Origin of the sequence: Halomonas sp. IOP_6 (assembly GCF_021151565.1) — a bacterium.
Classification (GTDB): Bacteria; Pseudomonadota; Gammaproteobacteria; order Pseudomonadales; family Halomonadaceae; genus Vreelandella; species Vreelandella alkaliphila.
In genome coordinates this window covers 61,209-73,770 of record NZ_JAIRBO010000003.1, presented here as the reverse complement: position 1 = coordinate 73,770, position 12,562 = coordinate 61,209, and the positions used below count along the sequence as shown (strand labels likewise).

The 12,562-nt window shown below is 50.9% G+C and carries 12 protein-coding genes; 4 read left to right on the top strand and 8 right to left on the bottom strand.

Going from position 1 to position 12,562, the window contains the following annotated elements; genetic code table 11:
- Nucleotides 1-146: 146 nt before the first annotated feature.
- The 5 genes from K7H08_RS06540 to K7H08_RS06520 form a co-directional block, all read right to left on the bottom strand.
- A complete protein-coding gene (locus K7H08_RS06540; RefSeq protein ID WP_038477046.1) occupies nucleotides 147-917 on the bottom strand; it encodes a transporter substrate-binding domain-containing protein in 771 nt (256 codons plus the stop codon).
- A 197-nt stretch (nucleotides 918-1,114) separates the two neighbouring features.
- Nucleotides 1,115-1,846, bottom strand: a complete 732-nt coding sequence (locus K7H08_RS06535) for an ABC transporter permease (protein ID WP_038477043.1) — start codon at nucleotides 1,844-1,846, stop codon at nucleotides 1,115-1,117.
- 1 nt (nucleotide 1,847) lies between these two features.
- Nucleotides 1,848-2,549: an ABC transporter permease gene (locus K7H08_RS06530; RefSeq protein WP_038477040.1), complete on the bottom strand. Its 702-nt coding sequence runs from the start codon at nucleotides 2,547-2,549 to the stop codon at nucleotides 1,848-1,850.
- Nucleotides 2,550-2,564: 15 nt separating this feature from the next.
- On the bottom strand, nucleotides 2,565-3,335 hold the full coding sequence (locus K7H08_RS06525) for an ABC transporter ATP-binding protein (RefSeq protein ID WP_038477037.1): 771 nt from the start codon (nucleotides 3,333-3,335) through the stop codon (nucleotides 2,565-2,567).
- Nucleotides 3,336-3,574: 239 nt separating this feature from the next.
- Nucleotides 3,575-4,558 (bottom strand): succinylglutamate desuccinylase, encoded by a 984-nt coding sequence (locus K7H08_RS06520; protein ID WP_231657494.1) that lies wholly within the window; start codon nucleotides 4,556-4,558, stop codon nucleotides 3,575-3,577.
- Nucleotides 4,559-4,887: 329 nt separating this feature from the next.
- On the opposite strand from K7H08_RS06520, the gene wrbA reads away from it, so the two are divergent.
- Complete coding sequence (gene wrbA / locus K7H08_RS06515) at nucleotides 4,888-5,487, top strand: NAD(P)H:quinone oxidoreductase (protein WP_231657493.1); 600 nt, start codon at nucleotides 4,888-4,890, stop codon at nucleotides 5,485-5,487.
- 63 nt (nucleotides 5,488-5,550) lie between these two features.
- Here the strand turns inward: wrbA and K7H08_RS06510 are convergent, their stop codons facing one another.
- The gene (locus tag K7H08_RS06510) at nucleotides 5,551-6,624 is read right to left on the bottom strand and encodes a tartrate dehydrogenase (RefSeq protein WP_231657492.1); all 1,074 of its coding nucleotides are present in this window, start codon (nucleotides 6,622-6,624) and stop codon (nucleotides 5,551-5,553) included.
- Nucleotides 6,625-6,641: 17 nt separating this feature from the next.
- Nucleotides 6,642-7,157, bottom strand: coding sequence for a lipocalin family protein (locus K7H08_RS06505; protein ID WP_231657681.1), 516 nt, complete (start codon nucleotides 7,155-7,157; stop codon nucleotides 6,642-6,644).
- Between the two features lie 225 nt (nucleotides 7,158-7,382).
- Here K7H08_RS06505 and K7H08_RS06500 point away from each other — a divergent pair, with 225 nt between their 5' ends.
- Together K7H08_RS06500 and K7H08_RS06495 are read left to right on the top strand one after the other, a co-directional pair.
- Entirely contained in the window at nucleotides 7,383-7,811 is a 429-nt protein-coding gene (locus K7H08_RS06500; protein WP_038477024.1) for a secondary thiamine-phosphate synthase enzyme YjbQ, read from the top strand.
- A 51-nt stretch (nucleotides 7,812-7,862) separates the two neighbouring features.
- Nucleotides 7,863-10,100: a glycosyltransferase gene (locus tag K7H08_RS06495; RefSeq protein WP_051626342.1), complete on the top strand. Its 2,238-nt coding sequence runs from the start codon at nucleotides 7,863-7,865 to the stop codon at nucleotides 10,098-10,100.
- A gap of 8 nt (nucleotides 10,101-10,108) precedes the next feature.
- Here the strand turns inward: K7H08_RS06495 and K7H08_RS06490 are convergent, their stop codons facing one another.
- Entirely contained in the window at nucleotides 10,109-10,804 is a 696-nt protein-coding gene (locus K7H08_RS06490; protein ID WP_038477021.1) for a TVP38/TMEM64 family protein, read from the bottom strand.
- Between the two features lie 209 nt (nucleotides 10,805-11,013).
- On the opposite strand from K7H08_RS06490, the gene K7H08_RS06485 reads away from it, so the two are divergent.
- A complete protein-coding gene (locus K7H08_RS06485) occupies nucleotides 11,014-12,465 on the top strand; it encodes an alanine/glycine:cation symporter family protein (protein ID WP_038477018.1) in 1,452 nt (483 codons plus the stop codon).
- Nucleotides 12,466-12,562 lie beyond the last annotated feature (97 nt).

Below are 12,562 nucleotides of genomic sequence, written 5' to 3'. Positions count from 1 at the left end.
CGATATCACCGCTAGTGCCTGGGAGGAGAGTGCCTAGAACTGGTATTTGCAACCATAATGGCACTGAAAGAAGAGTAAGTGTGCATGATAGCTTCTCGCGGTATAAGCCTCCCCGATAGGGGGAGGCATACACATGCTGCTAGCGCTTACTCTTCGCCAAAGTAGCGAGCGAAAATTTCGTCGTAAGTGCCGTCTTCTTTCAACTCAGCAAGGGCTTCGTTGAATTTCTCAGCAAGGGCTTCGTCACGCTGACGGAAGGCGATACCAAAACCTTCACCGAAAACTTCCTTGGGCTCGGTAACCATCTCTCCGACCACTTTGTAGTCGCTATCTTCGTTTTCAAGCAGGGTAGATTTGCCCACTGAAAACTCCAGGAAGACAGCGTCCAGGCGCTCTGCATCCATATCCAGCACCATGTCATCGGCGGTGGAGTAGCGGTTGATAGTAGCGGTATCGCCAAAGGTATCGGTGGCGAAGTTATCATAGGTGGTGCCGCGCTGTACGCCGATGGATAAACCCTCAAGGGTTTCCACTGTAGCCTCTTCTAGGTCGCTGTCTGCTGGAGCGAACCAGGCGCCGGGCATGGTGATATAGGGGTCGGAGAAGAGCAGTGTCTGGCGCCGCTCTTCGTTGATGGTCATCGACGACATGATGGCATCGTAGTTGCGCGATAGAAGGCCAGGAACAATGCCATCCCATTCTTGCTCGACCCACTCACAGGTCACGCCCATCTGATCACAAAGGGCGTTGCCAAGGTCGATATCAAAACCGGTCAGTTCACCATCGGCTGTGCGGTATTCCATTGGTTCGTAGGGGACGTCAACACCAATGCGCACATGATCGTAATCCCGCGCTTGGGCAGAAGAGGCGGCAGCAATGGCTAAACCAAGCACAGATACTGTTAGTAGTTTCTTCATTCTTATACTCCGTAGAAAGCAGGTTCACTAGAGGTGATCCCCTTTAACGTACCCTAGGTTAGGGCGAACGAAAAGAGGGAGCGTTGCTATGAACCAACGTTTGTTTGACGGTACAACAAACGAGGCTGTTTTTATTACTCGATGCTTTTGTTGTTAAGTGCTCTTGGTACGGTGTTATTGATACGGTGCTCTTGGTACTAAGTGTTTTGCGGCCTTAAGTGGGCCAACAGCTTTTTCTCCAGGAAACGGAAGAAGTACAAAATGGCAAATGTGAGGCAAAGATAGATCACTGCTACAAATAAGAAAGCATCAAACGGTGCGTAGAAGCGGGCATAAACGAAGCGTGCAGCCCCTGTCAGATCCATTAGCGTGACGACGCTGGCAATGGCGCTGGCATGCAGCATAAAGATAACTTCGTTGCCATAGGCGGGCAGGGCACGTCGGAAAGCGCTGGGCAGAATAATACGCCGCATCATGAGGTTTTGTGACATGCCGTAAGCCCTGGCAGCTTCAATTTCCCCTTTGGATGTCGCTTTGATAGCCCCTCGGAAAATCTCAGTCGTATAGGCCGCCGTATTAAGCGTGAAGGCAATCAGCGCGGGGTAGAAAGCTTCCCGCAGGATTGGCCACAAAAATGTTTCCTGAATGCCATCAACAAACACCACGCCATAGTAAATGATGTATAGCTGAATCAGCAGTGGCGTGCCACGAAAGACATAGGTGTAAAAATAGATGGGTAAACTAATCCATTTATGCTTTGAGCTGCGCATAACGGCAAGTGGCACTGCCAGTATTAAGCCCGCTACCAAAGAAAGGAATACCAGTTGGGTTGTCGTAACTAGCCCTTCCCAGTAGTAGCCTAACGTATCTGGGGTGAAAATTACGTTGCCAGCTAGCAGGTCGTTGAACCACGCAGAAATATCCAGCATCTCATTGCCCCCCAAAGCCAATGTCGTAACGTTTTTGTAGCCGCACGAAGATCCACTCGGATACGCTAGCAATCAGCAAGTAAGCCGCTGCGACGGGAAGTAAGAAAGTAAAGGGTTCATGGGTGGCTCGGGAAGCCTCCGCAGCGACGCGAACCATATCCGTCAAACCGATCACTGATACCAGTGCCGTTGTTTTAAGCAGCACCATCCAGTTGTTAGATAAGCCAGGGAGTGCGTGGCGCATCATTTGCGGAAAGCGAATACGCCGAAATACCAAAGCGCTGCTCATGCCGTACGCTTTTCCCGCTTCAATCTGGCCGTTATCCACTGCCATGAAAGCGCCGCGGAAAGTTTCACCCATGTAAGCACCAAAAATGAACCCAATAGTGAGAACACCCGCCGCGAACGCATTGAAATTAATATAGATATCAATGTCATAATGGTCATAAAGCATATCGCTAATGGCGTTAACACCGATCTGACCACCAAAGAACAGCAGCATCATCAGCACCAAGTCCGGTACGCCGCGAATAACGGTGGTGTATACCGTCGCAGTGCGGTGCAGGAACCAGTTGCGTGACATTTTGGCAGTCGCCGTTAACAAGCCAAGTAAAATGGCTAGAATAAGCGACAGAACCGCTAATTGAATGGTAACGCCCGCCCCTTCGATCAGGCGGGGGCCATAACCTTGCAAATCAAGCATGGTGTGCCTCGCTGATCAATATTTGGGGGCCAGAAATTGCTTTAAGCGCGGTGATTGCGGGTTGCCCAGCACATCAGCAGGCGCGCCAGCTTCTTCTACCAAGCCTTGGTGTAGGTAAATTACTTTGCTGGATACATCGCGGGCAAAGCTCATTTCGTGAGTGACCACCACCATGGTGCGCCCTTCATCGGCTAAGCCGTGCATTACTTTCAAAACGTCGCCGACCAGTTCTGGGTCAAGCGCCGACGTTGGCTCATCAAACAGCATTACTTCGGGATCCATCGCGAGCGCTCGGGCAATTGCACCGCGCTGTTGCTGTCCACCCGACATTTGCGCCGGGTAGGCATCAGCGCGTGCGCTTAGCCCAACGCGCTCGAGCAGTGCACGTGCGTGTTCGATAGCTTCTTTTTTGGGTTTTCCCAAGACATGAATAGGTGCTTCGATAATGTTCTCAAGCAACGTCATGTGGGCCCATAGGTTGAAGCTCTGGAAAACCATCGACAGCTTGGCACGCATTTGCACGACTTGTTTCCAATCGGCAGGTTCGCGGCCATGTCTGGTCGTTTTAAAGCGAATCTGCTCGCCATGAACGAACAATTCACCCTCGTCAGGTTGTTCCAGGAGGTTCATACAGCGCAAGAAGGTACTTTTGCCAGACCCTGATGCACCAATGAGAGTGATGACATCACCCTTTTGAGCTTCGAGAGAGAGGCCTTTGAGAACTTCTGTATCGCCAAAGCGCTTTTTTATATTGCGCACTTCAAGAGGGGTAGGCGTATCAGCCATAACAGTGGCTCCAGTACAGGGTTGCCGCATCAGCAACAGGTTTAAAACACGTGCTTGATAGACGGCTGGCGCGAAAAAAGGGGCGATTCTATCAGGCCTTGTGCATATTGCGTGCTTTCCTTATGCGATTAATAAGAAAAACGTTCGTTTCAACATACATTGATAAGCCTTGAAAAGCCTCTACGTTATTGTTGTTAAAGCGTTTTTTAACAAATTTTCTTGATATGATGCGTAGGTCGTTAGCTGGCGTGAGAGGGGACAACTAGTAGTGCTGCCCGTGCACCAATCTCTACCTTTGCATTGGGAAATACCACATGCAAAGGCGTGTCCCCAACAATAAAATCACCCGCTACGCTATCTTTGGCGAGACAAGTGCCCGGCTCAAAGCGGCTGAAATTGGGGACATCTTCATCGAAACAGAGACAAAAGGTTTCTGCCTGACGCATTAGCTCATGTTGAACTTGGAAAAACCTCATCGTTTCAGCGGGCTTTTTAGGTGGCTGCTCCCCAGCGCTAAGCGCGCTAATAAGCGTTAACATCGGCGCTAATGCAGCCATATCGTTTTCTCCAAAGGGCGCAACGCGGCCTAATTCGAAAGTGAAGGCTTGGGCAGCATGGTAGTGCTTACTGTAGTGAGAAAACGTCCAACTGTGCTGGTGTTGGTGTAGCACCGCTTGCATATCCGCCGCCGCAAGCCATTCCCACTGCTCTGGATTGATCATGGTTTCTGCGAACGGCTCTACGACAAAGCGAGTATATAGGCTACCGCGAATAGCCGTGTGTAAATCGTAGTGGAGTTTAGGGAGTGCCTGATGACGATTATAAAAACCGTCTACCGCTGACATTAACTCGCGAGCCCGATCAGGTTCTTCGCCTGTTTCGGCGAGTTCGCGCTGAAATAAGCGGTTGAGGTTCGTCTTAATAAACCGCTGCTGGGCCTTTAAGGCAGGTAGGTTGCCTAAAATCACTAGTACGGGAGCACCAATGGTGACCGTGCCGGCCTCTATCGCAGATAGCCAGTTACCCAACAGTTCCACGGGGGCCGTTTCGTTACCGTGTATCGCAGCAGAAAACACGCAAGCGTGAGCCGCTGGGCGAACGGTCGCCGGGGTTATCTCTAAAATCCCCGGTGCATGTAATTGATAGGTGCCGCTGCCAAAGCGGCCGGACCGCGGAGAAGGGTGTTTGTCATCGAGAGTCCAATCAAGCCATTGGCCAAGCATGAAGTTTTCCTTGAGCAGGGAGCGTCAGCTTTTTGTAATGTTGTACCTTTAACACGCTGAAGCTTAACCACAAGGGGGGACGTCGATAGCATGAAAAACGCAGGTGCGAACATGAAAATTAAGCGCAAAAAGTATCCATGCTCATTGATGTATATTAAAGGGTGCTAATCGATAAAATCGAAGGAGAGCATCGAAAACATTCGCTTTTTTCTACGCTAGGCTGAGCTATTTTATTAACAGATTTTCATAAGCCTTTTTCATAAACCCTTTTCATAAACCTGAAAGGGGCAAGACACAGCACTACCAGAAAACACTACAAGGAGTGAGTAATGACAAAGGTATTAGTTCTTTATTATTCCATGTACGGACATATTGATACGCTAGCTGCCGCGGTGGCAGAGGGCGCTGAAAGCGTTGATGGTGTTGAAGTTACCGTTAAACGTGTACCTGAGACTATGCCAGAAGAAGCTTTCAAGAATGCTGGCGGTAAGCAGGACTTCACGACGCCAGAAGCGACGCCACAAGAGCTTGCTGACTACGACGCAATCATTTTTGGCACGCCAACGCGGTTCGGCAATATGGCTGGCCAGATGCGTACCTTCTTAGATCAAACCGGTGGGTTGTGGGCCAAGGGCGCGCTGCGCGGCAAGGTGGCTAGTGTGTTTACCTCTACTGGGACCGGCGGCGGTGATGAAATGACCATTACTTCCACCTGGACAACGTTAGCCCATCACGGCATGGTGATTGTGCCGATTGGCTATGGTATTGAAGAGCAGTTTGATATTTCCAAAGTGAGCGGTGGAACACCCTATGGCGCATCCACGCTTGCTGGTGGCGACGGTTCACGTCAGCCGGATGATCGCGAGCTAAAAATTGCCCATTTCCAAGGTAAGCATGTCGCGGAAATTACTGCGAAGCTGGCGAGCTAACGCCCGTTTGCCAACACGCTTGAAACGCAATGCCTCACTGTTTTTACAGTGAGGCATTTTTGGTTAGCCGCTAATACGTTCAGCAATCGCTTGACCCAGACTTAGCGTATTGCCTAGCCCGCCAATATCTCGTGTGAGTACTTGGCTATTGCCTTCGCTCAACACGTCTTCAATGGCTTTCACCATCGTATCGGCGGCTTCTTGATAGCCCAGGTGCTCTAGCATCATGGCACCGGACCAGATTTGGCCAATAGGGTTAGCAATACCTTTGCCAGCGATGTCTGGTGCGCTGCCGTGAACCGGTTCAAACAGGCTGGGTAACGTGCCTTCCGGGTTGATATTAGCAGAGGGCGCAATGCCGATAGTGCCGGTGCAGGCGGGGCCAAGGTCTGAAAGAATATCGCCAAACAGGTTGCTGCCGACCACCACATCAAACCAGTCTGGGTGCAGTACAAAATTAGCGGTCAGAATATCGATGTGGAATTTATCCACCGCAATGTCGGGATACTGCTTGGCCATTTCGGCTACCCGCTCATCCCAGTAGGGCATGGTGATTGAGATGCCGTTGGACTTGGTGGCCGAGGTGAGCTTTTTACGCGGACGGGTTTGCGCAAGCTCAAACGCATACTTCAGCACTCGGTCGACGCCGACGCGGCTCATCACCGTCTCTTGAAGAACAATTTCACGCTCGGTGCCTTCGAACATTTTGCCGCCGACACTTGAATACTCGCCTTCGGTGTTTTCGCGCACTACGTAAAAGTCGATATCGCCTGGCTCGCGGCCTGCTAATGGACTTTTGATGCCCGGCATCAGTTTGCAGGGGCGTAAGTTGATGTACTGGTCAAACTGGCGACGAAACTGTAGCAACGAGCCCCACAGTGAAATATGGTCGGGCACTTTGTCGGGCCAGCCGACGGCACCGTAAAACAGCGCATCAAAATCCTTGAGCTGCTCGAACCAGTCGTCGGGCAGCATTTTACCGTGCTCTAGATAGTAGTCACAGCTGCCAAATTCAAACGTTGTGAATGCTAGGTCAATGTTGAAACGCTTTGCGGCAGCTTCCAGGGCGCGAATGCCTTCGGGCATGACTTCGGTGCCAATACCGTCGCCAGCGATGACTGCAATGCGGTGGGCCATAGTGGCTCCTTCTGTGATTAGCGTTCGGGGCAGGTTTGATCTTGTACGACGTCAATCAATTCATTAGTGGGGAAATTAAGCTCGGCGGCGCGCTGGCGTAGTTGCTCTTCCACCGCGCTTTCCATGACTGGCGTACGCGAGAGAATCCATAGGTAATCGCGGTTGGGGCCTGATACCAGCGCCCACTGATAGTCTTCATCCAGTTCTAAAACGTTATAGCCGCCATAAAAAGGGCCAAAGAAGCTGACTTTTAACCGCCCGATGTTTTCTTCGTCAATAAAGTAGGCGCGGCCTTCAGCTTCATTCCATTCTTGCTCTGTGAGATTGTAGCCCCGGTTGATAACGCGCACGCCGCCATCGTCACGTAGGCTGTAGCTAGCCGTTACGCAGTCTAAGTCTCGTTCAAAGGAGTGATCCAGGCGGGCGATTTCATACCACTGACCTAAATAGCGGTTAAGTTCAAAGCCCGTGACAGGCTCGGTGCCGTCAGGAATGCCGGTGCAGCCAGTTAATACAAGGCTACTGAAGGCCATAAGCCCAGCAATTTTCCCCACTTTCTTCTTTGGTGTTTGGGCGGAAATGAGCATTACACGCTCCTAATGACTGCATGGTATATAAGTGTTAAATCTATCAGTATGGCGAAATAAGCGCTATTAACGGTTTCTTTTGGAGGTGCTATTGCCGGAAGGAAGTGAAAATAGGCTATGGTATTTCTGTACCGAGTAAGCCCTTACAATACCTACAACAAAGGAGTGTTTATGTGGCATCAACAAGAGATTCACTTACCCGAAATGCCTAGGGGCTTTCATCTAATTACGGATGAAATCGCCAGGGCATTGCCGTGCTTGGCCGAGTGCAGTCAAGGGCTACTGCATCTGCAGTTAATGCATACCTCTGCCTCACTTACGCTAAATGAAAACTCCGATCCTGATGTCCGTCACGACCTGGATGCCTTTATCCGCCGCTTAGTACCTGAAGGACTAAGCTATTTTCGCCACACTCTTGAAGGCCCCGACGATATGCCTGCTCATGTCGCCTCTAGCTTACTGGGTACTCAGCTGACGCTAGCCATACGTGATGGCCGCTTGGCGCTGGGCACCTGGCAGGGGTTGTGGTTAGGTGAGCATCGAGAGCAAGGAGGTTCGCGCCGTTTGTTGGCAACGATAAACGGTCGTGAAGCGAATTGAACATCCGATCTCTTTCTTTTCTAACGTTTTCTATTCAATAAGCGCCTCTACATGCTTCGACGCTCTTTTCGCCTGACTCGTCAGCGCTGGCTGAGACTTCTGTTTGTGCTCAACCTCGCGCTGGTGGCGGGGCTGGTTATTCACCAAATATGGCTCTATGTGGCTGAGCCTAAATTTGAGGCATTGCACACTAGAGAAGTAGCGGATATCCGTGAGCAACTCGCTGGACGAAACACCTACCGTTTTGCGGTGGTAGGTAATATCAATAATTCAGTGAATGTGTTTCAGGATGAAATTATTCCCAGGCTGAACCAAAGCGATATTGATTTTATGGTGTCAGCGGGGAACGCAGTGAGTGGGGGGCAGCAGGAGAGTTACAAGGCGATTTACCAAAGCTTAGAGCAGTTAAACGTGCCGTATGTGCTGACTTACGGTGACCATGAAAGCAATGATTTTGGCAGTTATCTTTTCTATGAATACTTTGGCCCGCATTTTTATTCCTTTGTTGCGGGTAACAGCCATTTCATCTTTTTGGATGGCACGGGTAAGTCGTCTACCTCATGGCAGCTAGATTGGTTAGAGCGCGAGCTGGCTGCCTCGGAAGCGCAGCATCGGTTTTTGTTCATTGGCTTGCCACTGCATAACGTGATTAGCGATGCGCCCTTATTTGAAGCCGATAATTACCTCAATGATCCACGGTTGAGTGAAGGTATTATGCGCCTGTCGGAGCAGTATGCGGTGGACAGCGTGTTTTCGGCAAACCTGTCGCTTTATTCACACCAAACGGTAAATGGGGTGGATTACGTCACCACGGGTGGTGCTGGCGGCATTTTGATGGATGCAAATGACAGGTTTCATCACTATGTGGTGGTCGAGGTAAATGGCGAAAATGTGACAATAACGCCCGTTCGGCTGAATGTGGATAGTCCAGGCTGGTGGCGTATGCTAAGCAGCGTTGCCTCAACGGTTTATGCGTTTTTTTACGTCAGCTACCCTCGCTTCCTGCTCATTGTCGGAGTGTTGTCACTACTGGCGATGCGCTTGTACCGACTGATTTTTGAAGAGCGCCACTATTACCCAGATTTTGATATCGATCCAACACCGTATCTAGAGAAGCCCCTGCGGGTGGCGATGATATCGAATAACTATTTCCCGTTCGTATCCGGTGTGTCGGTTTCCGTGGAGCGACTTCGTCAGGGGCTTAGCGAGTTAAAACATCAGGTGCAGTTGTTGGTGCCCCGTTATCGGGAAGCGTGGCAAGACGATGATACGATCTTGCGTGTACCCACTATGATGGCCTTTGGTGAAAAGCGTGAGTTCCGTTTGACCAATCCGTTTAGTGCACGTTTTCGCCGCTGCCTGCACCGCTTTAAACCGGATATTATCCATGTCCATCATCCTTTTTGGCTGGGGTCGATGGGGCTATGGATGGGGCGCCGGCTACGTGTGCCGGTTGTCTATACCTATCACACGCGGTTAGAGCATTACGCACACTTTGTGCCGCTTCCTGGGGCTCTGTTTCGTAATTTGATTTCCCATTCGTTGATCAAACACTTCTCTAACCGTTGCCAAGGCGTCATCGTGCCCACCTACTCGGCAGAAGAGTATCTGCGCATGATTGGGGTGAAAACACCGACGCTGATACAGCCTACGGGCATTGATGCGGCGCGATTCGCCGACACAGATCGTGATGCGTTGGAAGAGCTGCGCCATCAGCTTTCCATCGACCCAGCCGATACGGTGTTGGTGAGTGTCTCGAGAATTAGCCAAGAAAAAAATATTGGTTTTATGCTGGAGGCATTGGCGGAGTTGAAAAGCCAGGGGAGCCAGTCGTTGCGCTTGTTGTTAATTGGTGATGGCCCAGATCGACAAACCATTCAGCAGCATATAGAAGCGTTGGCGTTGCAGGAGCAAGTGACCTTGGTGGGCGCTGTGCCGCCGGAGGATATGGCACGCTATTACCACTTAGGTGACATCTTTGTGTTTGCATCTACTTCTGAAACTCAAGGCATGGTGATTTTAGAAGCCATGGCCGCAGGCTTGCCAGTTGTTGCGGTACGCTCTAGTGGTATTGATGACGTAGTGCGTGATGGCTTTAATGGCTATAAAACGCCGCAAAATCGGCAAAAGTGGGGTCAGCGGGTGATGGCGTTAGCCGAGGATAACGCGTTGCGGGTTACCCTGGGCAAGCAGGCAAAAATATTTGCTAACGACTATGATATCGCTAAGTTTGCAGGGGCGGTCGCGCATTTCTATGCCGAAGTACTGGCCAAGTATTACGCGAAATAGCCCACACTTTAGGCTGTGTCGTTGTTGTTTTTGCTAGACCGAGAGGTCGCTACTCGCTTTAGCAACCATAGCAGCCCCACGCCAGCGCCAAGGCCTATTACCGCCCACGCTAATTCTTGATGAGACGCCGCGGTGAATAGTGCGCCCAATTGGCTTCCTAGCAGTATTACTGCCGCGAGCCCAGGCACAATTCCCAAGGTCGAACCGATCATGTAGTCGCGAAAATTAAGATGAAACGCGCCGGCCAGCATATTGGTGAGCGTGAAAGGGGCCAAGGGCAACAGATTGATCACCGTCATGGTGCGAATGCCGCGCCTGGATAAGTAGCCGGAAAGCCCACGCAAATGGCGTCCGCCATAGCGCATTAGTGCATCGCGCCCCATCCAATGGCCTACCCAGTAAGACGCTACCGAAGAACTAAGCGTACCCAGCGTGGCATAAGCCAGTCCCCAAAGCGGTCCAAACAGTAGGCCGGTCAATACGACTAGCAGGCTTAATGGAAACATGATCAGTAGCGAGCCGGTATAAACGGCTATCACGGCGACAAACATCCAGGGAGCTTGCTTCCATTGACTGATGGTGGACGCTAACTCGGTCAGGTGGGTTTCGGTGAGTAAGCCTTGCTGCTGAAGCCAGCGCCACATGATACCCAGCATTACTACTACAACGACTAGCCCAATGCCTTTTAGTAACGTGCGTGACATCTGTTTCCTCGTCGCTGGTACTAAAAAGCGACAGCATACGTTAGAGGCGTAACAGGATGAAATCATATTCGGCGTTTAAGCGCGGCTAATGAGACCAATTTAGTTAGTGGTAATGGCTGTCTGATAGGAATTTTTCCATTTTTCTTGCCATTTTGGTGCAGCCGTGAAGAATGAGGCGCCTCCACTGTTATACAAAAGGCGCGTTATATATGGATTTTACTCTTCCTCCTCTGTTGACGGCGATGGTTGATCGCGGCAACGGACTGCTATGGGGCAGTGTGCTGATCTACCTGCTGATCGGTGCTGGCCTCTACTTCACTATCATGACCCGCGGTATCCAAGTACGTTATTTCGGGCACATGTTCAAACTGCTGCGCAGTTCACGTCAATCTAACGGCGGTATCTCTTCTTTTCAGGCACTTTCCACCAGTCTGGCGGCACGGGTAGGTACCGGTAACCTAGCTGGTGTGGCGGTAGCGATTTATTTTGGTGGTCCCGGCGCGATCTTTTGGATGTGGATGACCGCCATGGTGGGTATGGCGACCAGTTTTGTGGAGTCCACTCTAGCCCAGGCCTATAAAGTTGATCACGGTGATAACACCTTCCGTGGTGGCCCGGCTCGCTATATTGAACGTGGCCTGGGGCTTCGCTGGCTGGCAGTGCTGTTTTCAATCTGCTTGATCATCGCGTTCGGGTTGGCGTTTAACAGCGTACAGGCCAACTCCATCGCCCAGGCCATGGAACAGGCATTTGCCATTCCCACCTGGGCCATGGGGTTAGTTCTGATGGCGGTGGTTGCGCCCATTATATTTGGCGGCCTGAAGTCGATTGCTAAAGTAGCTGAGTTAGTGGTGCCGCTGATGGCACTGTTGTATTTGCTGCTGGCTCTCACGGTGGTGGCGCTCAATATCAGCGATTTGCCCGCTGCCTTTATGACCATTATTAAAAGTGCGTTTGGTTTAGAGCAAGCGGCTGGTGGCGCAATGGGGTATGCCATTTCTCAAGCCATTATGAACGGTATTCAGCGTGGTCTGTTTTCTAACGAGGCGGGTATGGGGTCGGCGCCCAATGCTGCCGCGACCGCCAGCACTCGGCCAGACCATCCTGCTGCACAGGGTTTTATTCAAATGCTGGGCGTGTTCTTAGACACCTTGGTCATTTGTACTGCCACTGCGGCCATCATCATTATGGCTGGGCCCGAGCTGCTGGCTGGCGAAGAAAACAACGGTATTCAGCTTACCCAAATAGCGCTCTCTAGCCATGTGGGTGATTGGGGCGGTATGTTTATTGCCGTGGCGATCTTGCTGTTTGCATTCACCTCGGTGATCGCTAACTACTCATACGGTGAATCTAATATTGAGTACTTGGCAGGCCGTCGTGCGCCTATTGCGGTGCTGATTTATCGCTTGGCGGTACTCGGCATGGTGATGATAGGCTCGGTTGCGAGCTTAGGTGCTATCTGGAATTTTGCCGATCTTTCAATGGGTATGATGGCAGTGATTAACTTAGTGGCTATTTTGCTGCTGTCGCCGATTGCCTTCGCACTGTTCCGTGATTACGACGCTCAGTTGAAAGCAGGTCAAGAGCCTGTGTTTGATCCCAGTAAATTCCCTAAATTGGTAAATAAAGTAGATCCTAGCGCGTGGCCAAAGCGGAAATAAACGCTATTTGTTGACGCGATAGACGAAAGCCCCGTTACTGCGAGCACAGCAGGGCGGGGCTTTTTGTTGTTTATAAATTCGATTTTTTCGAATGAGA